Annotated in this window: 20 protein-coding genes; 4 read left to right on the top strand and 16 right to left on the bottom strand. The window is 47.2% G+C overall.

Going from position 1 to position 24,453, the window contains the following annotated elements:
* Nucleotides 1-235 precede the first annotated feature (235 nt).
* Nucleotides 236-4,270, bottom strand: coding sequence for a hypothetical protein (locus tag A6301_RS12725; protein WP_234257948.1), 4,035 nt, complete (start codon nucleotides 4,268-4,270; stop codon nucleotides 236-238).
* A gap of 531 nt (nucleotides 4,271-4,801) precedes the next feature.
* Between A6301_RS12725 and A6301_RS12720 the strand changes: the two genes are divergently transcribed.
* The 4 genes from A6301_RS12720 (at nucleotide 4,802) to A6301_RS12705 (ending at nucleotide 9,854) form a co-directional block, all read left to right on the top strand.
* Nucleotides 4,802-5,746: an ArdC family protein gene (locus tag A6301_RS12720; RefSeq protein WP_161545753.1), complete on the top strand. Its 945-nt coding sequence runs from the start codon at nucleotides 4,802-4,804 to the stop codon at nucleotides 5,744-5,746.
* A gap of 814 nt (nucleotides 5,747-6,560) precedes the next feature.
* Nucleotides 6,561-7,493, top strand: coding sequence for a retron St85 family RNA-directed DNA polymerase (locus tag A6301_RS12715; RefSeq protein WP_161545752.1), 933 nt, complete (start codon nucleotides 6,561-6,563; stop codon nucleotides 7,491-7,493).
* 4 nt (nucleotides 7,494-7,497) lie between these two features.
* A complete protein-coding gene (locus tag A6301_RS12710; protein ID WP_161545751.1) occupies nucleotides 7,498-9,123 on the top strand; it encodes an AAA family ATPase in 1,626 nt (541 codons plus the stop codon).
* Nucleotides 9,123-9,854, top strand: coding sequence for a retron system putative HNH endonuclease (locus tag A6301_RS12705; protein ID WP_161545750.1), 732 nt, complete (start codon nucleotides 9,123-9,125; stop codon nucleotides 9,852-9,854). Before A6301_RS12710 ends, A6301_RS12705 begins: the two co-directional genes overlap by 1 nt.
* Before the next feature lie 73 nt (nucleotides 9,855-9,927).
* Here the strand turns inward: A6301_RS12705 and A6301_RS12700 are convergent, their stop codons facing one another.
* From A6301_RS12700 to A6301_RS12630, 15 genes are all read right to left on the bottom strand, one after another.
* The gene (locus A6301_RS12700) at nucleotides 9,928-10,902 is read right to left on the bottom strand and encodes a site-specific DNA-methyltransferase (protein ID WP_234257947.1); all 975 of its coding nucleotides are present in this window, start codon (nucleotides 10,900-10,902) and stop codon (nucleotides 9,928-9,930) included.
* A gap of 66 nt (nucleotides 10,903-10,968) precedes the next feature.
* Complete coding sequence (gene mobC, locus A6301_RS12695) at nucleotides 10,969-11,772, bottom strand: MobC family replication-relaxation protein (RefSeq protein WP_234257946.1); 804 nt, start codon at nucleotides 11,770-11,772, stop codon at nucleotides 10,969-10,971.
* An 8-nt stretch (nucleotides 11,773-11,780) separates the two neighbouring features.
* Nucleotides 11,781-13,517 carry a type IV secretory system conjugative DNA transfer family protein gene (locus A6301_RS12690; protein WP_161545747.1) on the bottom strand — a complete coding sequence of 579 codons (1,737 nt, stop codon included), beginning with the start codon at nucleotides 13,515-13,517 and terminating at the stop codon, nucleotides 11,781-11,783.
* Nucleotides 13,518-14,311: 794 nt separating this feature from the next.
* Nucleotides 14,312-14,614 carry a conjugal transfer protein gene (locus A6301_RS12685; RefSeq protein WP_234257945.1) on the bottom strand — a complete coding sequence of 101 codons (303 nt, stop codon included), beginning with the start codon at nucleotides 14,612-14,614 and terminating at the stop codon, nucleotides 14,312-14,314.
* Nucleotides 14,615-14,656: 42 nt separating this feature from the next.
* The gene (gene virB11, locus A6301_RS12680; protein WP_234257944.1) at nucleotides 14,657-15,673 is read right to left on the bottom strand and encodes a P-type DNA transfer ATPase VirB11; all 1,017 of its coding nucleotides are present in this window, start codon (nucleotides 15,671-15,673) and stop codon (nucleotides 14,657-14,659) included.
* Nucleotides 15,663-16,895, bottom strand: a complete 1,233-nt coding sequence (virB10, locus tag A6301_RS12675) for a VirB10/TraB/TrbI family type IV secretion system protein (RefSeq protein ID WP_234257943.1) — start codon at nucleotides 16,893-16,895, stop codon at nucleotides 15,663-15,665. The genes virB11 and virB10 overlap by 11 nt, the downstream gene beginning before the upstream one ends.
* On the bottom strand, nucleotides 16,892-17,785 hold the full coding sequence (gene virB9 / locus A6301_RS12670; protein ID WP_234257942.1) for a P-type conjugative transfer protein VirB9: 894 nt from the start codon (nucleotides 17,783-17,785) through the stop codon (nucleotides 16,892-16,894). Before virB9 ends, virB10 begins: the two co-directional genes overlap by 4 nt.
* The gene (locus A6301_RS12665; protein ID WP_234257940.1) at nucleotides 17,782-18,465 is read right to left on the bottom strand and encodes a virB8 family protein; all 684 of its coding nucleotides are present in this window, start codon (nucleotides 18,463-18,465) and stop codon (nucleotides 17,782-17,784) included. Before A6301_RS12665 ends, virB9 begins: the two co-directional genes overlap by 4 nt.
* On the bottom strand, nucleotides 18,458-18,598 hold the full coding sequence (locus A6301_RS12660) for a hypothetical protein (protein ID WP_176222567.1): 141 nt from the start codon (nucleotides 18,596-18,598) through the stop codon (nucleotides 18,458-18,460). Before A6301_RS12660 ends, A6301_RS12665 begins: the two co-directional genes overlap by 8 nt.
* An 87-nt stretch (nucleotides 18,599-18,685) precedes the next feature.
* Entirely contained in the window at nucleotides 18,686-19,726 is a 1,041-nt protein-coding gene (locus tag A6301_RS12655) for a type IV secretion system protein (protein WP_234257939.1), read from the bottom strand.
* A 12-nt stretch (nucleotides 19,727-19,738) separates the two neighbouring features.
* Entirely contained in the window at nucleotides 19,739-19,963 is a 225-nt protein-coding gene (locus tag A6301_RS12650; protein ID WP_234257938.1) for an EexN family lipoprotein, read from the bottom strand.
* Nucleotides 19,964-19,973: 10 nt separating this feature from the next.
* Nucleotides 19,974-20,690: a type IV secretion system protein gene (locus tag A6301_RS12645; RefSeq protein WP_234257937.1), complete on the bottom strand. Its 717-nt coding sequence runs from the start codon at nucleotides 20,688-20,690 to the stop codon at nucleotides 19,974-19,976.
* 23 nt (nucleotides 20,691-20,713) lie between these two features.
* Nucleotides 20,714-23,461: a VirB3 family type IV secretion system protein gene (locus tag A6301_RS12640; protein WP_234257936.1), complete on the bottom strand. Its 2,748-nt coding sequence runs from the start codon at nucleotides 23,459-23,461 to the stop codon at nucleotides 20,714-20,716.
* A gap of 9 nt (nucleotides 23,462-23,470) precedes the next feature.
* Nucleotides 23,471-23,752 (bottom strand): TrbC/VirB2 family protein, encoded by a 282-nt coding sequence (locus tag A6301_RS12635; protein ID WP_194429958.1) that lies wholly within the window; start codon nucleotides 23,750-23,752, stop codon nucleotides 23,471-23,473.
* Entirely contained in the window at nucleotides 23,749-24,414 is a 666-nt protein-coding gene (locus A6301_RS12630; protein ID WP_234257935.1) for a lytic transglycosylase domain-containing protein, read from the bottom strand. The genes A6301_RS12635 and A6301_RS12630 overlap by 4 nt, the downstream gene beginning before the upstream one ends.
* Nucleotides 24,415-24,453: the final 39 nt, after the last annotated feature.

Below are 24,453 nucleotides of genomic sequence, written 5' to 3'. Positions count from 1 at the left end.
GGGATCGCCTTTGCCAGTAACTGGCTAATAAGTAAGCTAAATCAGAATACCCTTTCTGTCAAGACCACCAGAATGACCACCAATTTTTGTTAATCTCTCGGTGGTAAATGCCTGCTATCACACCTGCGGTGATATCGGACATTTATGTTTGATGTAACAATACTGTTGAGTTCTTTTATAGTGTATTACTTAAAACACCCTCAAGAAATTCAAAGTAGGAGCTATGTTACTAATTCTAACGTTTACTCTGTCGTGAAACATCTAAAACGAAAATATCGACTAAACCACGGAGAACAACAGGTAATACTGCTTCAATACTGATTTTAAGTTCCTGAGCAGTTTTGATACTGTGGAGCTTGCGGCCTGCAACGGTCTTACTCTCTCCAAACCATATAGCAAGAAAAATACCCTGCTGCTCGGCATCTGGGTGGATAGAATAACGGTCATAGAGTTGGGCTGAAGCGGCAGAATATAACTCTCTGTGCCACTGGCCTTTGACTTCCGTAACCAGCAGCCGTCTTTTTCCACCAATCAACTTAGATGCCGTGAAGTCACTCCTGTTTTGACCTTTCAACTGATGCTCAGGTGTTATCGATATGCCCTGAGGTTCGAGTCTTAAATTGAGACGTTCAGCAATGATCTCCGTAGACTTTACCTCATCAAGGCGTTCATTTTTTTCATAGAAGCGATCTGCCGAGTTAAACTCCCCGCCATCAATCGATTTCTGGAAATCATGAAGCTCCTGAAGAACTAACTGACGCAGGCCTTCAACAGTAACCACTGAATCACAATCCAGATGTTGGACTATTTCATCTGGCGTCGGTGGTTCAAAATCCCTGAGCGCTTTTTTCCTGAGCTGACCAGCATATATACTTTGCAGCCCTTGATGCTGGCTCGTGAAACGTGGATCGGTAAGAAGGCGACCCAGTACAGGTATTGCATTATCAGGAATATCTGATTCAATTGACCAAATTAAATCAGTCAAAAAGCGGTAGGCTTTTTCTTCTTCAGGCCTATCGTTGCCCCAATGACTTGGCAGTTCAACACATTGCCATTGTTCAAAGAAAGCGTCTAAAATGGTTTCAACCTTAATTGAGGTAAGTTCCGGCCAGACACGATGCTCGCTTCGGCTCATACGGCCAGAACGTTCATAAAAATGCAGTAAATTATCTTTGTTAGATTTTAGCCATGCCCAATAAGTAGCTGTAATGTTCTCGAGAAAGTAGAACTCACGTACCAGCCAGAAAATTCGCTTGCGTTCAAAATCCTCATCTTCTGTCGGATTGGGCCAGCCTGATATTATCTCTGAGCAACGCTCTGCAATAATCTCTTTTAAATCCTCACGATCGCCGTATTGAGCAGCAATTTCAAAAAGTGTATCTACTGAGTTAAGGGATAAATCAGTAAAACGACGAAGCCATTCAATGGAAAGTTTAGTGCGTGAATGACGAAAGACCTCTTCTCCACTTAACATCCAAATTTCAGGGTGAGGGCATGGCTGAGCGAGTTGGGGTTCAACATACTGTCGGAGATATTTTTCCGCACTTTCACTATCAGGGAAAATGAGGCGGTCTATTTCAGTCTGTAGCGCGTCACGTTCTTCCGTCGAAACTGAGTCATATCCCATGTGAATGTTGGTTCTTAATGCTGTAAGCAATTCGGTATTGACGCATTCAAGATTGCCTTCTGCACGTAAAATCTCCAGACATGCTGCATATAAAACTGTCTCAGAATACCTGTGCTTAGATTCACATTGTAGAGCTGCTAGTTCGGGTAGGGTGGGAACCACGGGAGTAATAAAATCCAGACAATTTCTTAACGCAGTCCGAACCAGCTTCTCGTCACCAAACTCCAATTCAATTTTTTCTGGATGCATGAGCACAAGTTCTGCAAAACGCACCAGACAATCCCAGTGACGACCACGTTCTACAACATCTCTGTTTTCATTAACAAATTTTATGTTTTTAGCGTGAATCTCTCGTTGCTTTTTATCATGGCGTTTCCTGCTTCGGCTATGTCTGAATCTCCAGAACTGGTGTTCCTGCTCGGATAATTTCATTGCATTGTTGTATCTGGCCCATTCGCGCATAAACGCGGGTTTGGAAAGGGCGTGCTGACGCATTTGTGTCCGCAAATCATCGGGACCTTGCTCTTCCTTGTTTCTGTAGCGTTGGTGGCTGGCAAGAAAACTCGCCCATAGGTCAACATTATCTGTTTCAAACGCCAGATTGAGGACAAATTTATAGTCATTCCTCCATAAATGAAGGCCTGAATGTGAGTGCAGGTGTCCGTCGAACTTTTCTACTCTTGTGTTGAATATTTCATTACGATCCGTTAATGGCCCGAATACATGAGCAATGATCTCCTGACGAAGTGTGTCATTTTCCCGAAGCACCTGTACCGATTTGCTTTGATCGGCTTGGCATTGGCGATGAAAATTGAGATTACCTATCCATTGCCAGATCCTCACAGGATCAAACGGCGCTTGAGCTAATTCAAAATAGCGATCGACCATTGAACCGACGATCTTACTTACCCCATTGCGGCAATCACATTCATAGGATTTTTTCCCACAATGGCAATGAAGATTATGGGTTAATTCGTCTAGAAGAAGTTCAAGAGTATGCGGTGAAAAACAGGAGATAAGCTTTTTAATAAAATAACGAGAGCCAACGACCCTTTCAAATTGTTCTTTGTGATCGGGATAGAGGTTCGCACAGATGCGTAAGAATCCAGAGAGATATTTGTGGTCAAATTTCTCCGCTCCTGTAACTTCGATAATGTTAGCTGCAATATTGAGTGAAATATTACTCGCTTCAAAAATTAAAACGGCTAAAGCGCCAATGAAATCGTACTCTTTGACATTTAGTAAGCATTTGCTTGCTAAGGTACGAATGTGTTTAGACTCGTTGGGATTTAAAATAAGCAGACTTAATTCGGGCGTCAACTGACTGTTTACCGGTGAGTCTGTCAGAAGTTCTAAAATTAAATCACGTAAATGACCATCATTACCCATCGTTAAAAGAGGCTTTATTTCTTCAATAACATCTTGCGTGAAAAAACCAGCCGCGCTGAACCGGCGCCAGAAATCGCTCCGACGAAAGTAAGGGTCTGCGGCTTCAATCTCTTTGAGTCGATGAAGAAGTTGTCGCTTCGATGAACGTTCAAGTTGTGATGGATCGCCGTTTGCGAGTGCAGCATAAGCGTCAAGCTCAATAATGGATTCCTGTACTGACTTGTTGCCTAATGCCGCCATCCATCCGAGCAGACCTCTCAACTCATCCCTGGCAGTACCGTTCGGTGCAATAATAGGCAAGCACTTTGCTAAAGTGAGAACATCCACAGGGTCGGCTATTCGTTTAATAAGATAATCCGCTGCGCAGTATTCAGCGACGATCTTATGAACCGGGCGGTGCTGGTCTTCCTTATCGCCGGGTTTGAAAAGCTGGGTTGACAATATGTCGTAACAGGCAGTACTGCCGCTAAATAACGCTGGCAGCATGGGATACATCCGGTTTGCAGTCGCATCGATGGTGCTGATTCCTTCGGCACCCGACAACAGAAGTTTGGCATAAATCTCGGCAGAAAATGAAATCTTCTGTGCAACGGAAAGAGGTACTGAGGCTTTCGGGATATCTGGGTTGACTTCCTTAGCCAGTCGTTCGGCCGCTAAAGCAAAGATTGAACGTTTGTCGGCAAATCTCCTGTCGCTTTCTAAATAGGCATCGGTGAACATTTTCAGAAACTGGGGGTTTGGTAACAACATGTCTAAACTAAACCGTGTTACTTCAGTCTGGAATGCAAAGAAGTCTTCTTCTGGCGCATGGTACTTAAAGATGGCGTGTTGTTCGTTTTGATCGAATTCTATCAGCCTCACAACCGTAGGGGAGAAACCAAGAATTTTTTCAAAAATACTGGTAGAAGCCAGTCCCCATTCGCTTGACCTGCTCGACATGATTACATGAGTCGGCTTTGATGTTCTGGCGAGCGCAAGGAGTTTATGAATACCTGATTGATCGATTCTGGCGACTTCATCAACGGCATCAATCACCAGTGGGCTATTTTCTTTATCTGCTCTCACATAAGCAAATACGCTGGCATTTATGACAGAAGTGTTCAGTTTTAGAGCAAGACTTTTCATCAGCTCCGTTTTCCCGCCGCCGGGTTCTGCTAATACAACAATGTGCGTTGATGCAGCCAACAACTCTGTCTCTGTGTATGTCTTGTCATCGTGTGTAAAATTACGTTCAAGATAGAAGGTTGAATTCATAGTTACAAAATGCTTCGTTTTGGATAGCCCAAATATTCCAGCAGAAAGGAACGCTGCGCCTGATTTTTCTTGCTTCTACCAGAGATAGTAAGGCATTTTTTCTTTATTGGGGGGACTGTTTTATCAACTGTTGACCGCGTTATACAACTTATTGACATTCATCACATTTCGTAATCGTGATATGCAAGTGATCTTACCCACCAATAGTGGATTCGTGACTAATTGAGTGCATTTTAGGTGAGAAGGCCATACTGCCAAAGAAGGTCTGAGTTAATACCGCTATTTAAACCCCAAACCCATTTCACCTTTGCTGCGTAAGGGGCGCTACGCTCGGCTATGCAGGGCCAAGTTTTTTCTCCTGTGCGCTTTTCGTGCTTCATATCAGCTTCCGGTTAATCGTTTCCCAACACAATCCGTCCCGCAAGGGTAAATGGCACGCATTCTGCGCCCTTGCAGTACAGAACGATGCCGGGAAAGCGAACCGTCAGGCGATACGAAGACGAAAATCACACCACTGACGGAGAAAAAACCATGACGATTTCCCTGCATACCCAGACTAGCGCCCCTAACACCGCCGCGGCGACCAGCGTATCCCCGTTGGAGCAGTCAGGCTCCTCAAAAACGAAATTTTCCAAAACTAAAACCGATATTTATCAGACCGTCACCGATAACATCATTGCAGCGCTTGAAGCCGGTGTAAAACCGTGGTCTTGCCCGTGGCAACGAGTGCCAGGCATGTCTGGGTTGCCTTCCAACTTCGCAACCGGTATCGCGTATAGCGGAATGAATATCATGCTGTTGTGGTGCAGTGCGTCAAAACAGGGTTTTGGTGATTCACGCTGGATGACCTACAAACAAGCACAGGCAGTCGGAGGGCAGGTTCGTAAAGGTGAGCACGGCACGACAGCTATTTTCTATACGACCTTAGAGAAAGAAAACGAAGACGGTGACATCGACCAGATCCCGATGCTGAAAACCTTCAATGTATTCAATGTTGAACAAATTGATGGCCTTCCGCTGACAACTGAAACAGTCAACCCAGAAGCAACCTTTGACCCGTTGCCGGAGGCTGAAAATCTGTTCCAGAAGAGCGGCGCGAACATCATTGAGAAAGGACAAAATGCCTTTTTCAGACCCTCAACCGATGAGGTCTGGTTACCCGAGCGTCATCTTTTCGCTGATGCTGCTAACTTTTACGCTACCGGCCTGCATGAGCTGGTTCACTGGAGTGGTGGTAAAAAACGACTTAACCGTGAAATGAAAGGTAAATTTGGCAGTGCAGATTATGCGGAGGAGGAATTAGTGGCGGAGCTGGGAAGTGCTTTTTTGATGGCGGATTTGGGGATTGCCGGAGAGTTTCAGCACGAAAGCTATATTGCTTCCTGGCTGAAAGCACTGAAAAACGATAAGCGCTATGTTTTCAAAGCGGCCAGCGCCGCCTCAAAAGCGCATCGTTATCTGATGGATAAGATTTGAGTCGGAGATGATTAGTCGCAAAGGAGTGCGGCTTTAACCTTATTGCGGGGCAGGGAAGGTGAGAGATGTTTAAGTTTCCCTGCGAATTTTCTGGACATAATATGCCCAGAAAATTCGCAGGCTGCGGGTGCGGGCGACAAAGAGCCCGCGCATCCCTTTAGATATATTAGCTTAAACTTGATCTGGCAGTGTTCTCTGTTAAAACACGATTTAACCTGACAGTCTGCAACGAGCGAGGAGCGGACATTTCACTTCTAACGACTCAGTAAAAACATTGAATTAATCATACATTCGTCAACGCTCTCACCACCGTAACAACTGCTGAGGATCAGCCCGCAAATACATCAGAAGTGGTATTAAACGAACAGTGTTGAGTGCCAATCAGTTTTTCAGGCGCAAATCTCATTCTTACCGTACATTTTGAGTGGATTATCGTAGGCCCTCAGATCCTGTATCCTGCAATTTAAGCGAGTTGTCGGCAAGACTGGTCTCAGTCAGCAAGAGATGTAATGAGTGTCTCTGTTTCATCTAGCAGCAAAGTTTGCACCAAAACACACGAGCAGCAATGCTTGCTGTCAGTGCTGTTTGTTAGCTATCATCACTGTTAGCTCTTTAGCGTATGGACGGTTTTTGCGTCTAGTCGGGCGGTTAGCCAGACTCTAACTTATTGAGCACTTTTATGATTGCGATAAACACTTCATCGCATCATAAAGTGTTATGATGCGATGAAGTGTTTATCGCGGCTTCTAGTAAAGGGCTTTCAGGGTGACAGAGCATAATTGCGCGTTCTGCCCCCCTGAATTATAAACGATAAATGAAGATAGAGATCCCATATCAGGACATCGGCATTAGCAGAATTAAGCTTGCATCTACTGCACGGCGAAGTCCGCTAAAGTATAAAGTCTATAAAATACCCAAGCGTAGCTCTGGCGTCAGAGTAATTGCGCAGCCAACCCCAGAAGTGAAAGATCTGCAACGCAAACTCGTTGATTTTCTTCGCACTCAACTCACAGTCCATTCCTGCGCCACCGCTTATGAACCGGGGAAAGGCATAAGGGAAAACGCACAGCAGCATGTAAACAATCGTTATCTGTTGAAGATGGATTTTTCCAATTTCTTTAACAGCATCACGCCAGAGATATTTAAAAATGCGCTGTTGCATGATTCAGTGGAAATTGATGACAACACTTTAATGTTGTTGATCAATATCTTTTTTTGGTGTCCGGGTAAGAAACTCTCGGGGAAATTGGTATTAAGTGTCGGCGCACCGTCATCACCGTTTATTTCTAACTATGTGATGAAAAAATTTGACCAGTTGCTGTCGGAAATATGCGATCAGGCGGGTATAACCTACACCCGTTATGCGGATGATATGACCTTTTCAACTCAACGTGAGAACGTGCTGTTTATGCTCAAAGAGCAAATTGCCACGCTGATTGTGCAGTCCGGTTATGAAAATATCACCATCAATGAAAGCAAAACTGTATTTTCATCAAAAGCGCATAATCGTCATGTCACTGGCGTGACCCTGACGAATGACAACCAACTGTCGGTTGGCCGGAAAAATAAACGTTATGCCTCATCATTGATCTTCAGATTTAAACTGGGAGAACTCAGTACTGATGAAACTCTAACGTTAAAAGGCTTGCTTGCACATTATTTTCATATTGAGCCGCAATTTAAGCTTTCAATGCAAAAAAAATACGGTGTAGAAATCATTAGCGATATTGTAAATTATCAGGAATGAATAAATGAATCGGACGGTTAAAAAAATAAAAATGGGTGCTGATCATGATAATTCTATCAAAGACCAGTATAAAATGTTTAAGTATTATAAAGAGGGAATGTTTGTTGAAGTCGACCCTGCTAAATCTTCACGTTATCGTCAGATGTGTCTTAATAACCTGAAAGAATCACAGTTTCGTTTAAAAAGAGTAAGGCTGGTAAACTATAAAGGTTTTAACGAACTATCGATTAATCTAGATAACGATGTTATTCTAATCGCCGCAAATAATGGCTATGGTAAGACGGGGATTCTGGAAGCGATTTATCTTTCTCTTTCATGGTTTTATCGACTGGTTTATGGTTCTAACCAGGGATGGAAGTTCGGTGATAAATACATCAACCGCCTAGTCAGTAATGCCGTGATGCTAGTTAATCTGGATGTTTCGGTGGGGAATGACAAAAAGTCCTCCGACTATCAGATCGACATTGCCCGCTCCCTTGGTACTTTTTCGGTTAAAAGTGACTACGCTGATTTTAAAGAGCTGGCTGAAATGTATATGGAATTTCAGGACAGTGGCATTGTGGCGCCGATGTTTGCTTACTACTCGGTAGAGCGAGGTAAGAATTACCCAGACGGTGGATTCACGTCTGTGATTGAAAGCGGTTCCAACAAGCTGTTGGATAAACTTTATCCGGACTCTTCACTGACGCTTTCTTCTAATATCTTCGCTAACTTTATAAAATGGGCTTCCGAAATAAAGATAAAAAAAATCGTTTCTAGCGAAGATGAACAAAGCGAAAAAATTAAAAGTCTCAAGGAGTTCATCTATCACATCAGTCATTCTGATCTTACAGATGAAATAAAAAACACACTAATTAGCCAGAAAGAGAAGGAAGTCGAAATCATCTTTAGCAGCCAGTCGTCGGATAAGTCGACCAATCTTGACCGGATGGAAAAGATTGTGGATATGATTTTCGCACTGGGATGCGATTTCATCGATGATATTTCTTCTATCCAGTTAAAATACGATGAAAAGCTGGAGGCATTAGATCTTGTATGTGTAAAGCGAGATTGTGAAATCAGTGCTTCCTATCTCTCTCATGGTGAGAAGAGCACGCTTTCATTGCTATTCGATATCGCTCTGAAGCTGATCTATACCTGTGGCACCGAAGACCCATTTAACGGTCACGGAGTCGTCTTTATTGATGAAATTGAATTACACCTGCATCCCTCATGGCAGCAGTCCCTGCTTAGTAAACTGAAAAAAACCTTCCCGAATGTCAAAATTATTGCCACCACCCATAGCCCTAATATCCTGAATACCGTTGAAGAGCAGGCGATCAGGAAAATTAAAGTTAAGGATAATCGATTTTATATTGAGATCCCGACCTTTTCATATGGTGCCAAGTCTTCTCAGGTGCAGAGTGATATCCAGGATGTTGCAGCACGGCCCGATGTCGAGCCAGTACAAAATCTTGCACGTTTCCGTGAAATGATGAAAAACAATCAGTACGACACGCCAGAAGCACAGGCGCTTCTGGAGAAAATTCTGCAATGGGGCGATGATCATGACCCGGATGTCACCAAACTGAAAATTGATCTGGAACTCAGAATAAAGCGTAATGCCAAAAAGGTTAGCAAGGAGCAGTAATGAGAGGCTTTAGGAAAGCGCGACTGAGCAATGACATTCTGGACGATTATATTGCAGTGCCAGGAAATGAGAATAATGGCTGGAAGGATGAATTCTATACCACCCTGGCTTCTCCCGACCGGAACAGTCTGAAAAATGAGATAATTACCGATCAGGCTGGTCTCTGTGCCTATTGTGAAAAAGCACTCAGAGATGAAGGTGACAACAAACCACTAGGATTTAAAGTTGAACACTTTATTCCTGAAAACAGCAAAACTATTAAAAAAATGATTGCGGCCGGGCAGCCCGCCCCCACAACTAACTACTCGCTGTTGTGGATCAATCTGTTGGGGTGCTGCTTTGGCGGGGAACATGCGCGCTCAGCAAGCTATATTGGGTCCCTGACAGATGAAGCTAATCTGAGCTGTGATGTGCCCAAATCCAATCATAACTGGTCAGAATTGATCCTCGATCCTTCGCAAGAGCTTCCAGACGATGGAACATGGTTTGAATTCGATGAAGAAGGATTGATGAATGTCTCCGCAGATTGCCCGATTCAGTATGTGGATAAAGCCCGGCAATCAATAGAAATGCTGAATTTAAACTGTGTCAGATTAACCCGTCTACGGCTGGCAGCACTGGAGTCACTTAGTTCTATTAGTGATCAAGCGGATATCGCTGCATTACTCAGCAAGGATGCTGCAGGTATCTACGGTGAGTTTATCTCGCTGAGAAAATGGTATCTGGCTTAAGTTCTTGCGCTCTCTTAGGGGGCTGCGCCGTCTGCCCCGCTCTGCTATGCGTTTAAAGGCATTGAACCCGACTTCAATTATCAATATGCCTTCCTGCATCACCTGAATAAGCATTGGACCTCCGTGCTGCCGCGATACGCCTGCGAGCAATGTTCACATAATCCTCTTCTCGCTCAATACCGATGAAACATAAACCTTCCATCGCCGCAGCTTTGCCGGTGCTTCCACTCCCCATAAAGGGATCAAGTACAGTGCCGCCCGTGGGAGTAATCAGGCGGCAAAGGTAACGCATCAGCTCGGTGGGCTTTACACACATATGATTGTTACCCTTACCACGGTCTTTTTTGCTGGCTTTTGCACAATAAAAGAACCGACTTGGACCACTAATTTCTGCCTGCTGAGGAGTATCCGGGAACATAGCAAGTACTGTATCACTGCCATCATGGATAAGATTGGCAGGCCAGCGACCGTCGCGGTTTCCTTGTTTGGGGGAATCACCATCACCTTTATTTCTGCCTCGCCACATATGGTTAGGATCGGTACCACCGGGTCCATTAGGGTAATCATAGGGGGATTCCCCCTCTGCAAGAGGGATCCTGCACTTGCTGATGTTCAGAGTGCCGGTACTATGCACACATAAGTTCGATGCTATTGAGCCTTTGAATGGCTTACGGGCAAGGGTAATCGGCTCCAGTGCCGGTTTTAACGCGTGGTGAGATTTAGGAAAGCCCGAACCGTATATCCAGCCCAACATTCCGTCACGTCCAAATACTGCGTCCAGCAATTTGAGCTGGTCCGGAGACAAACTTTCAATGAGGGCCTGAGCAGCAGTGCTGGTCTCGTAGAGAAATACAATCATGTCACGTATTTCAAAGCCCGCATCCTCAATACGCGCTGCCATTCGGTGTTGAGTGCGAGAGCCCGCGAACGACAGCAAATGACCACCGGGTTTGAGTACGCGCAGACATTCTTTCCAGATGGCTTGTGAAGGAACATCATAGTCCCATGTCTTACCCATGAATTTAATACCATAGGGCGGGTCGGTCACAATGCTGTCCACAGAGTTGCTCGGCATATTGCAGATACGTCAAGGCAGTCGCCATGAGTCAAAATGTCATGCATGGCGTTCCCTCCCGTCATCGCCACCAACTGATGAAGATGAGACCTCGTGCTTATTAATGACGCTATATTCCAGTTCATCAAGGGTGCGGAAGAGAAACATCTCCCGGCTTTTCGCATCAAACGGGACGGGAACGTTGTTCCTCATCACCGTCCTGATACTGTCAAACAGCCTTACCAGCGATTCTTTCGTTTTATCATCCGGCATAACATACATCGCGTAGTGCCAGCGTCCGGCGTCGCTGGCGGCGAGATGACTGTTAATGATGCTGATGTAACGGGCGCGGGTTTTCATCGACCGCTCTGTTTCCACCGCAACGATGGCACCGCTGCTTAAGGTAATAATGCCGTCCGGTCTGTGCCGGAAGCCCGGGTATCGCGACATAAACTCTCTCCGATCGCCGTTAAGCCAGCCTGTACCACCTTTTTCCTCAAGGGTGATCCTGACCCGCTGATTTAACAGTCGATGTTCCAGCGTCGAGTGTTTAAGTTTTCCCGGTTCAAAATAGGAGGGGAAAACCTTGTCATCAGCGCTAACCACCATCGCCAGTCCCTGCATGCTGAGCCCCCACAATGATTTTTTCCCGGTCAATACCGGATATTCGTGTTTAATCAGAAGGCCTATCGCAACCGCTTTATTGAGCAGTTTATACATCGCATGGTTATGTTTTCCTTTATAGCCGACAACTTTTTTTAAGGTCCGCAAATCAGAGAACGTTTCTTCCTTGAGAAAATACAGCAATGCCTGCATTCTCCGTTTTGCGGCTTCATTTCTTTCAGCAACGTTATGAATAAGCATTGATAGCCTCACAGGTTAATGGAGGGTTTGTGAATCTGATTTTCTTTTTCGGTGTGCGGAGGGTTTTTATGTTCAAATGAACACAGGTCGATATATTGCTTCTTCGCTGGTATGTGGAATAGTTTGGTTGCCTTCGCCAGATCGTTCTGGGTAAAAACAAAACCAACAAATTTGGGGAGGTTAAGCAACATGTTGCTGTCTATATAATATCGTTCAGCCTGGCGGATCATCCTGTCAGTATCCATTTTCTCCGTCAGGGATATATCCGTTTTAACTTTCCTCATTTCATCGTCAACCAGTATAGAGCCTGTCATTCTGGCGACCCAGTCGGCGGTATCTGGATCACGAAGGCGATAAACCAGCATAAACTTGCAATTCTCAATCACCGAACCAGCAACGGCATCACCCTCCAGATCTGCCGGGCAATCATACAAATCTTTTACCGACTGGTGGGCCATAATGATATGCACACCTTTGTCCCTCGCAGCGCCAAGCCCCTCAAGCGCAGGGCGGGAAAGGTGATATTTAAGTTCATCAAGAAAAATAGCGACAGGACGAGGTTTGCCTTTTATTCGATCACGCGTTTCAGCTATCTGAATTAAGCGAGTTAAAATCATTCGCTGAGCCGATATGATTTTCTGGTTACGCATTGAGCCGATGATGTAACAGCAGCCGCCTTCATCAAAAATGGTCTTTAAGGAAAATCCCTTATTGGCATTAATGGAGTTCACTAAAGCGATTTCCTCAAGCTCGCCATAAAAAGCAGGCACATCTTCACTGAGGGATTTCACAAAGTGAGTGTTAAATAAGTCGCGTAACGTCATTTCCTTTTCATAAATAGCTGCCGTATTTCTGGCTGCACGACGGTCGGCAATACGATAAAAGTCAGCACCTTCGCCTTTTTTACCCAGGCTGAAACCGGCATTAAACAGCTCCTCCAGCTGTTCATGAGAAATATCAGCCAGTAAATCAAGCTGAAAATTAAGGTCATTCAGGTTAATAAGAACAAATTTTTTTCCCGCTTTCTGACAGGCCTCCCGCAGAACATGCGGTGCCCACTCATCATTTTTAGGATCTTCGACAAATACGCCTTCACCTGACAGTATTGCCTGATAAAGCAGGACACAGGCGCTGACACCTTTACCGGAGCCGGTGGTGCCGATAAGGTCGGCGTGCTGAGTCTGAAACTCTTCGGCGGTGATATATTGCGGCTGATTGTCTTTATCCAGCCCGATGAAAATACCTTTATTCAGGTCAATATAATCCAGCGGATTATACGCAATACTGTCAGGTAACATATCCCTGACGTCACGAACATCCGTTCTGACGTTTCTTTCCAGTTTACTTTTTTTAATCATCCGATGTTTTAAACTGTCGATTTCACCCGTCAGCAACCTTCGGACTGCAATATAAAAAGCCAGACCTGCCAGCGTAAATCCGACAGTCAATATCCAAAGTGATAATCTGAGCAGGATGTCATTATCGAGCACTTTAAAGAAAAAACTCAGCCCCTGAATGGTTAGCGGTGACAGGGTGCCAAATATGAAAAAGAAGGTGGATATACCCGCGACTAATTTTAACCAAAAGGGGGCATTTTTTCTTTCTTCACGTGGCAGATTAAATATAAATGGCAGAGTCAGTCCGGCAAATATGGACAATATTACCGGATTGTGTTGCAGCCAGAGCAGAAAAAAAGAAAAGGCATCCGTAAAGGCATTCAGCCTTTGCATCAGATGAGTTCCCATTACAGTGACCTCCGGTCTGATTTCGGTGTGACGGGCGCATCACATGGGCGTCACCGATGGACGTTAAACCCCACGCCCATACGCGACGCCTATTGATGACGCCCATAAAAGAATGAAAAGCACTGAACGTCTCCGACGCTCATGCCCGTGTTCCGCGCTTTCAGAAAACAGCCGACGCATGGTCGTCAGTCCCCTGAAACGCCCGAATGACGGGCAACGGCGTGTGATATTACGCTCGGGCTGGACGCTCTCACTGCATATCACATCGGGGGTAATGTCGTGGCTGGACGCCGCGCCAAAATCCCCAGGGTCAAAGGCGGCACACCGTCGCCCGCTACGCGCGACCACCCCCTTTGAGACGCCGTTTTTCGCCTATTTTTTCTTTTGTCCGTTCCGGCCAAGCGAAAAAATGGGAAAACGCCTTCAAAGCGGGTGGTCGCGCCACGCTACCGGCTTTTGGCCGGAGACTTAGCTGCGACGGTGTGCGGGGCAAGCCCCCCAAATAAACCGCTATCGTGGGCGATAGCTTTTCGCTCGCTGGGGCGGCGAAATTTATTCGGCTCCCCCAGTCTGCAAAATCCGCGTGGGCGCGGCTGTTTGCAGATGGGTTCGGCGACGCAAATTAGCTATTTCTGCGAAATAGAATTTACTCGCCTTACGCCACTTTTAAATTTCTGCTATTCGCATAAATTTAAAAGCCTAAAACCGTCACGATCGGTGTCGAGTTTTCCATCCAGAGTTGACAGGAGGAACGGTAATAATCCCGATATTGTTATTACTGTTTTTCTTTTAATTCAATGACGCACGCGACCAAATTTATTAATTATCTGGTCGATGATTTTCGGGTCGGCTGATTTGCATTCGAGTAATAAAAATTTTCGGGCATCGGCGGTACGGTTGGGGTGAAATCCGTGTCTGTTATTTTTTACAACATTAAAGAAAGATCGTTCAGCAGACTGACATCCATTTCCTCCGCCGTTACCGGTTGTTTTACCGTACAGACATAAAACAATCTCACAGACATCAGCGGCCATTACGGAAGAGGGCAGTAGTAAGTTCATGCAGAAAAGGCAGGCGGTGAATAGGATCATTTTCATATCAAATACCTTTATTGGGAGTGAAGGGATTTAACTGTTCGTCTATCTGAATGTTTTCTTCATTTGATGGAGATGTACAGGTTTGAAATAAATATCTCCCATCCGGCGAATATCGCCGTGAATATCTACGCTGACGATGATATCTACGCATTTAAGCACCTTGCGTAACAACACATCGAACGGGATATTTTTGCAGTCAGGGTTCTCATAGCAGCGGTCAATGATCCCTTCAATACATTCTTCCGGGCTGCCTGCATGCAGGGAGGTGATAAGACCTTCATGCCCAGAACCGATAATTTTCAGCGCGTCCCAAGCCTCCCGCCCACGAATTTCCGCCAGCAGAATACGATCCGGATTCATACGGTAATTGGCCCGAATCAATCGACTGGGGGTGATAATCGCCTCGTCTCCGGCATCTGCTGGGTAAAACAGATGGACATAATTGGCGTGATGGTAAAACCGGATTTCGGGGTTATCTTCAATCGTGGTGAGCCTGAGATGTGCTGGAATATAGTGCAGCAGTGTCTTCATATAGGTGGTTTTACCGGAGCCGGTTTCACCAACAATAAAGAGGGTTTTGCCGTACTCGACGGCCTTTTCGATAAAGTGGGGGATATCGCCATTGTTGTAGCATCGGGTCAGTTCATCATCTTTACCTTCATTTCTCTCCTTACCGGCTATCCGATTATAAAAACCGGCATCAATCCAGGACTGATGTGTTTTCTGCTCAAGTGACGGATTTCGCAGCGTAATAGATACAGTATCCCGCTCACAGGCTGGGGGAATAATAGTCTGGACACGTTCACCTGATCCTAATGTGGCGGAAAGGATAGGGGAGGTATCATCGATATTATCCTCATTCCATGAGGCCAGTGCTTTGGCAAAAGCATGGCACTGACGTAACGTAACCGGAGAATCATGCTTCTGCCATCGACCGTTTATTTTGGTGTGGATCTCTCCGGGGCGGTTAATGGCGATTTCCGTCAGGCCATCCAGTTTGAGATAATCGCCGAACAACTGGTTTTTCATAAAATCCAGCGACAGATTTTCAGCGCTCATACCACCTCTTTTTTAGACGTAGTTGATAAACGGAAGAGAAATCGATATCCGTACCGGTCATGATGCCGATCACATCGCCCTGATTGAGGTACATCGTGGGCGGGATATTGATGCTGTTTTCTAACGCCGTTTTCGCCATTTCTGACGCGGCAGCGCGGGTGTTTTCGGTGTAATCGGTATTGCGGTCTTTCCCCGGTGCTGAATCTGATGCGGCGGCAGCCACATCTTGTACGGTACTCAACATCAACGCATTGCCGAACCGTTCCCAGAAATGGGTATCAATCCATCCGCTAATCCCAGCCTCACCCAACGGGCCGGTGGCTTCGGTATCAATCAGCGGGATTTGCAGGCTGCCGGGTTCCGGTGTGCGTAATTCCGTCCAGATAACAAACATCCGGCTCCGACCATGTTGCAGCGCTCCGGTGCGGTAGATGCCTCTGGCGACGGTTCCGGCAGGGAGCAACTTCACGTAATGGTTGGCGCTGTAGACATCTTCACCGATGAGGCAGGAAATACGACCACCCACGTCAGAGACAAAACGCCTCATCATTGAGCACGGAATATAACGATCAACTGGCAGGTAAAGATTGGGATCGAGACCCAGTTGCCTGACGCTGATCACTTTTGCGACACCGGGATTGACGTCGTTAGCCTCTGTGCCAGACGTGGTTTTTGGTGTGCCTTTGTTCTCATAGCTCTGTGTGCCGGAAGGTGCAGTTTGTGAAGCCTGAGTATTACCGCGTTGTGTGGACTCAGCGGCACTACTTGGGCTATCAACCAGTGCCGCCGCCTTATTTAACGCGGGTGGCTCTGACGGTGATGCCGTCTGTATTGGGTGATTATCTGTTGCGGTTTCCTGTTTGTCCTGGCCGAACAGGCCGAACGGATTGTTGTCCATACCGAGGTTTTTACGCTCATGTTGCCCTGTACTGGCTGATGGCGGTGCTGGGGTTTCAACCGCCTTATCATCGCGTTGCTTTAATGATGCAAGGAAGCGATCTCCACCCAATGCCAGTGCAATCAGTGCGCCTAGACTTAGCAGGCTGACCAGCAGTGTCCGGTTACTAGAGGCTTTTTTAAAGCGTGTCACTTCGGGTTGGCCGGGAGGTGTATTTTGCTCTGGTGCTTGCCTCTCTATCGCTGAGCGAGCCCGTTCACGGGCTTCGACTTCCAGCTCCGCCACGGTTTTTGCCGTTGTTTCTGGGATGGATTTATCAGTCATTTAGCCTCCAGCGTAACGACAGGTGAAACGGTGTCACCGCTGCCAACAGTGGCGTTGCCAAATGACGTATTCTCAATCCCGACAACCGCACTGCCGTAGCGCAACACCAACTGTGGTGACATTGCACGCACGACGACCACGGTGTAGTTTCCGTGTTTGGCTATGCGGGGTGTTACGGTCTGTTCCTGCCCGTTAACGACCCGGAAGATAGACGGAAGGATTTTGACGGGAGAAAAACCCAGATAGATAAAGCGACCATCATCATAAGTGAAGTCCGGTGCAATGGAGGTTGAATCCGTCGCGACTCGCTTGGTATAAAGCCAGTTGCGTGGCGTGGTAGCCTGCTCAAAGGCTGTCGTTATCTGCTGCTTTTCCTGTGTTTCACGCAGGAGTTTCAGCCGCGCTGCGCTGGCTGCGTCTGCTTGCCTGCGCTCGTCATCCGGATAGCGAAAACGGATAATAAAGGCCTGTGAAGGCGAGTCATTCTCCAGTACGTTCAGTTCCAGACTGTAATCGCGCTTTGATGTCACGACAAAGAGATTGGTTCTCCACTCGCTCGCCGTTGGCAGAAACACTTTATTGACGTTGTTACCGTTATCATCGGTTACCGGTTGGGTGATAGGGTTTGGGCTGACACCGACTCGATTATCGCTTTTTGTGACTTTCCAACCCTTCGGAAAACCCGCTTGTGCGTCGATGACTTCTTCATCGTCATCAAACAGGAGTGTAGTGAGGTAGCCGGGGCGGGTGTTGACGATGGTCGCATTTTGGCTGTTATAGGTGACATTCTGCATTCGGCTGTCATACGTGCTGCTGCGCGGTATCGCCGCGCTCCAGGCGATGGGTGACACCAGAAGGAGGCTCAATATCACGGTTGTTTTCAGCATCATTCACCCCTCAGTTCTTTATCGCGTTGGTAGCTGGTCACGATGAACCCCAGCGGGTTCACTTCTCGCTGGCTGTCTGTCAGTTGTTTGCGGGGGAGGTATCGATAAGTCAGCCGGATGTTCCAGATATCTGTTTTAACCGAGTTATCGACAATGCGGCGGATAGTCCGTTTAATGCGTAAGGTCGCCAGATGGTCAGGATCTGTCGCGGTCGCGTGAACGTTGGAAATAATGTCGATAGACACGACATATTCCGCTTTATTGAAAATGACATCGGGTGCCTGATTGCTGTTGAACACGTCGAGATAATCGCGGTTCACACTGTCGCTATTGAATAACTGCACATCGTCATAATCGCGCTGGAGAGCAAAATAGTTATAGCCCTCGCGGAGCCTGACATAATGCGCCGCTAACGCCTGAGCCAGTGCTTTCTCTGTGGAAATATTCTGCTCTTTAATCCGGGTCATATATTCATAACGTCCGGTCTGTTTATCCACCGACCATAATTCGATTTCGGTGTTTTTCAGCGGCAGTAGAATAATCAGTGCGGTGATCGCCATTGCGGCCAAAGCAAACCCTATGGCGGCTATTCGCCACGCCAGCTTTTTTTCCCGTTCATCCTTTTCCAGCAGGACAGATTCAAAGGTACGGGATGACGCGATGATGTTTTCTGTTTCAGACATGCTTTGTCAGCTCCTGAATAATCGCGGGGGAATTAACCGGTTGAGGATCGCCAGATACAGGTGGGAGATCGTGCTGATGCTGTGCGCAGCCCGTGAGGATGCACAGCATCAGAAAGACGAGGCTGGATTTCATATCGATACCTATGTTTGTCGAAGACAGAAATGCCGTACCGGCGGCGGTTGCCACGGCACGGGGTGGAGAGATTGCGTTAGGAGGGGATTAGCGGTTACGCTGTTGGTTGAAACGCTTCATGCTATCGATAGACGCCGCACGTTTTTGCCATGCGGATAGGGCTTTGCTGGTGCCTACGGCGATAAGTGAACCTGTTGCAGTAGCGGCGCTGACGCCCGCTTTTGTCACAAGTCGCGCACCTGTCGCACCGGCTTTCATGACCGGTTTCGCTGCATCAGAAGAGGGCTTCGCCAGCCCACGTAAGCCGCCCATAGCGGCACCCTGTAGTGCGGCCTGAACGGCAACGCCACCTAATGCGTTCGCGATTTTGGCTGAAAACCAGATAATGACGCCGGAAATAACACCCGCAACGCAGCACTGAACACCCAGTGTGATGATATTGGCGCTATCTGCAAAGTTAACCGCTTTATCTAATAAGCCATTGAGATAATTGATGACAATCCTGATGGATAACGCGGAAAACATAATCGTCAGGATCACCGTGAAGATAATTTTCAGCCAGTTGTTAAACATTGGAATAAGGAATCCATACAGCAGGCAGAAAATAAATAACGGTGCAGTGGTGGTCATTAATACAATGATAATTCCGGCTAACAGGTTAACTGCCGAACCAAATAGCAGAGTGACGATTGCACCTCCCCAGACCAGCAGTTGGGCAATACCGCCGTTGAGTTTTACATAGGTGGAATCATCCTGTTGATAAAGCTTTTGTCCTATCGTTTGCGCTTTCGCCCAGACGGTATCCAGTAACACCCAGACATTGTCATCACCGCTGACGCCGTCAGTTAATCCGTTAATGGCAGAAATGGCTAAATCCAGCCAGCCATCGAGATTTAAAACGAATGTCATGATTAATAACATTCGCCCTACATCCCATATGACATCTTCTACTGGTGTTTGAAGTTTTCCAGCTAGGGTTTGATAACCCCGATAAGTGACAAATAACGTGAAGGAACTGACGGCAATAATGCTTACCATATCGCCGTACACAGAGGTTTGTCCCCGTAGTACGGCATGTAAACCGTCAGTGATCGTGTTGTTCATTCCAACAAACATACCACCTGACATAGATGACCCCCTTTAATTCAAATCGGGAACCTTGGCATTTTCCTGACGGAGTTCAAATCGCGCTTCTCGTGCATTTTTGCAATCTTGGGAGTCATCGCCGGATGATTCACACGCTTTATATCGCTGGTTCATTTCATCCGGATGATCTTTGTACCACTGCGTTGATTTAGGGTTGTCACACCCCGACAGAAATAATGAGCCTAAAATAACTGTAAAAATGCAAAGTGACGTTTTCATTCTTACCCTCTCAATAATTAAAGTCAGGAATCGGAGCGGCGAGTTGTTGTTCATTGAATGCTTTTTGCCGCTGTTGAGTCAACATCGCGGCACGCTGTTCAGCCTGCTTGACTGACATTTCCCATTGGCTGGTTAATGCATTCAATTGTACGCTTTTGGCTGCCACCGCGTTAGCCAGGTCCTGTGACTCTTTCGAGTCTTTGGCGTTGGCTATGCGGTCGGATAAGTCTGATATATCGTTTAATGTGCTATTAATCTTGTTTTGGACATCGCTGGTATTCTCAATTGAGACTGCCTGATTGAGGACAAGTTGTTTGCAACTTTCAAGATAACGTTGCGATGAACTGGACTGATTACAAATATCAAACGATTGATATTTGTTATATAGGCGCTGAAGGTCAGAAGAATAATAACCGCTTGGGTTGGTCAGCAGGTCATCCAGTGAAATACCATTTTTACGGAGATGTTCGATATCGTTTTTTAGGTTTTTAGCATCGCGGAGAAACCCCTGAATATCGCGGATGCCTGTTGCGGTCGCTAATTGCTGCTTATAGGCATCAAGCTCGCTTTTATAGTGGGTGACCGTTTCCTGCCATTGCTGGAGTTTCTGTACCCATTGGTTAATTGACTCGGTATTACTGGCGGCATCAAATACCGGGATACCGGCGCTTATCGCTGGTGTAGACATCAATAGCGATAACGCCAGACACATATTTCTGGTTTGCATGGTGATGACCTCCGAGGTGAATATCAGATTGCCTGGTTAAGGAACGTTTCTTTCCAGTCTTGGGGGGACATGCCTTCCTGATAAATGGCATCAAATATTTTCAGGTTGTCTTCACTGCCGCTCAGGATTTTGGTGATGTTCCCGAGGCCCGATAAATCCATTCTTGCCATGGCGACAAACGGGCGAGTTTCACCAGTACGCAGCGGTGTTTTCAGGACAACCATATAGTGCTCGCTTGGATCAAGCTTACGAACCATGTCGTAAACGCTTTCCGGGACTTTCATTTTCTCCACGTAATCCGTATGGCTGGCCTTGGGATTGGCGAGAAAAATTTGGGTACTGCACTGCTCAATAATCGCCGGAGCGATGGGATGCCTGATGATTTCATCGGGCGACTGGGTGGCGGGGATAAAAATGCCGTTCAGTTTGCGGATCACCTTGAGCATATTGAGTGAGAATTTAGAAAACTCGACATCCGCCAGCCATTTCCAGAATTCATCCATGAACATTACCAGTCGGCGACCATCCAACAGACTGGTGACGCGATAGAGCAGGTAGAAGGTGATCGGCCCACGTATGTCGTCATCATCCAGGAATTCCGTACCGTCGATACCAAAGTTATCAATATTGCTGATGTTGAAGGTATCCTCCTCGTTATCGAACACCCAGCCGAATTCACCGCCCTGCGCCCACTGTTTCAGTCGTATACGCAGACCGTTAGTTCGTGCCTCTTTGGTCGGTGGTTCGGGCAACACTTCCAGCAATCGGGTAATACCATAACGGCGATATTCCGGCGGGTAGTCCAGCATTATGGTGTCCACCGCGGCGCTGATACGCTCTTCATCGCGGGGATCGAGTGGCTTACCGTCACGACGGCACAGCATGCGGATCAGCCGCTTGATAAAGCTGATATTTCGTCGAGTAGGAGCAAGTGAAAATGGGTTGAATCCGGTAGGGATACCGGTCCGGATACGGAAATAGCGACCGCCCATCTGGCGGATCGACATCTCCGCCGCTCTGTCTTTATCAAAGTAAACGGTGGTCAGCCGTTTGATGGTGGCAGAAGCGGAGAATGTCGCCGGATTGCGGTACTTCTGCATGAGCTGTTTCATCATCGTCATCAGTAAAGTCTTTCCTGAACCTGTTTTACCGATGATGGCGGTATTACCCGGCGTTTTCTCATTGAAGTCATTTCGTCCTGCCTGACTGTCATGCAAGTTCAGATAATAACCGCCACCACCGGGGGATTTCAGAATGGCGATAGCCTCACCCCACGGATTGCCGTGACGTTTGTGAGGATGAAAGTTATGCAGACTCCCCATATCCGCGTAGTTTTGACTACTGACCACTACCAGACGGGGTCGCAGCGAGTAGACGCCGGGGAGTTGAGCCAGATAAGCGGCAGGTAACGACAACGTAGACAGGGATGTCATGATGCCGAGATCGTTAAAAGGCTGGGCCAGCGCATTAGTCTCCTTTACCACTTGATCGGCGCTGGTGGAGGAGACCAGCAGGGAGAAATGATACTTGCCGCAAGACACATGCCCGGACTGGAGCAGATCGCGTAAGACGATCAATTCCTCACGCTGTGAAATGGCGTCATCGTCGGTTGAATTCAGCCGTTTTTCCGCCAGTCGGATATGATTTTGCGCTTCATCTCGTGCCATACAGGTAAAAGACTGCGTCAGTACATACTCGCTTTCGGCATACAGCAGCGCATCGAGCAGGCCGGTATAGGTCTCCGGTGAATAGTCTTTAATTTCCAGACTGCGGAAGAAGTGGGAACCGCCGACCGTCTGACATTCGGCGGTATCGGTGGTGAAGAACACATCCGGCGTGCTGAGTGTGTGATAAAACGGTGTGCATGTCACCGCCACGTTCTGCCATTTGCCGGTAATCAGGCGATGGTAGAAAGCCAGTTGCGAAGAGTAAACCCGACCTTTTTCCTCATAGAGGCCCAATGGCTTTGCCACGTAACGTGACAGGGCGGTGTGGATGGCTTCATGGTGTTCCAGCATCCCTTTCAGAGCATCATCCAGCGCCTCTTTCCTTTTTCCGGCTGGCTGCGTCTTCATGACTTTTTTCTCTAGTGTGGAGAACGGGGCATAACAGACGGTGAAAAAAAGCCGATGCCGCCAGAGTGGTTTCTCTTTTAGTGGCTGGTAATAGCGTTCCGTGACTTCATCCGAAAAGGGAATGCCCGAATTGGCCTCAAAGCCATCCTGATATTTCTCCCGTATGCGGTGGATATAGAAGGTGATAGGTAGCCCTTCATACGAGCGGATCAGGTTGTTAAGGTGGCTTGCCAGCAATGTCAGATGATGTTCATCCTCACATTCAAAAACAGTACCGCCCAATTCCCAGGTAGCGACTAAATCACCGGCGCGATTTCTTATGATGTGAGGATGAATGTGGGAAGAGTAGGGAATGTATTTATCCAGTGTGATGCGCTCGTTTAATTTCATCTTATCGGTAAACTCCGAAACATCGACGGCGTCATAGTGGCTTGCCAACACAGCACTGGCACCGAAATGGCGATTCGTGGCAAATCGCCCACGAGTTTTAAAGGCCAGCCACATCAGTTCGAAATAATGAATATCCGTTCGAGCTTTTGCTTTCATTTCCAGCCAAGCTGGAATCAATAACAACGCAAGGTAATAGCTGATATAGACCGACAGCAGGACGATAGCCCCGCTGACGATCACGAACGGAACGAGAGGGATACCCATAATGGCGGCAGGGCGGGTCAGTGCTTTGTTCAAAGTGGTCATCGGTTCCCCCTAGGATGCCCAATAAGCACCAAAGCCCGATGCGCCGACAATCAGGATGGCTCCGATAATGACGTTGCGCATGTCATGCAGGCTTTTACCGTCAAACAACACCTTGTAACCCACCCACATGGTAGCCAGCGTGATCGTGACGGCGGCCAGCCCGAGCAAGCCGGTGGAGGTATTACTCAGCGTGTCGTTGGCTTTATTAAATCCGCTCCCGGCTGCCAGCGTTTGGGTCGATATCAACAGGGAAGAAAACGCAGGCCGGTATTTACGTTTTTGCATCGTCATTTCTCCTCATTAATTACAGGTAGGGACACATCGCCGCGAAGGATGGCGTTGGGATAGTGCAAGGAGGTCAAAACCGGTGTGGTTTTATCGGTAAGTTCACCGCGTAGGACGGTGGTCGGGTAATGAATCTCTGGGGTGGATTGGCTGGTGGTACTACGCTTGAAATCTTCCCCTGTCGACGGGACCGCATAGCCAATACGCTGGATATAACTGGTTTGGTTAAAGGCAGATTCTGGCTGCTGACCCGTATCGAAATTACCGGAATAGTAACAACTGAGTGCTCTTTTCAGCGTGCCACCTCGCTGGTAGCAGTCGGTAAGGATGCGCTCGAAAACGGACAGATTAGTGCAGGGGTCTAGCAAGTCATGAGCCGTCACGGCGTAATGTCGGAAGTTGGTGCTGGTGATTTGCATCAGCCCGACCGAATAGCGGCGACCTTTTGCTACTACCTGCTTGATGATGTTGATGGCAGTTTGTTTGCTGGTGGGCTGATGAGAAATGACGCCTACTCTATCGGGCGCTCTTTCTTCCTTCGGCACAATCTCAGCGACGGCGTAAGGATTAAAGCTGGATTCCACTTTAGCTACATCAAATGCGGTGGAGGGGTGAATTGTGGCGGCACACTGCATGACCGCCGCCAGAAAAGCAGTGGGTGAAAGCATGATTGCCTCGGTAATAAGTCTAGCCACACATAGCCATCA

The sequence above is a fragment of the Pectobacterium sp. IFB5596 genome (genome assembly GCF_021432585.1).
In the GTDB taxonomy this organism is placed as follows: domain Bacteria; phylum Pseudomonadota; class Gammaproteobacteria; order Enterobacterales; family Enterobacteriaceae; genus Pectobacterium; species Pectobacterium punjabense.
The sequence above is the reverse complement of the archived record's forward strand: the minus strand, read 5'-3'. Positions and strand labels throughout refer to the sequence as shown.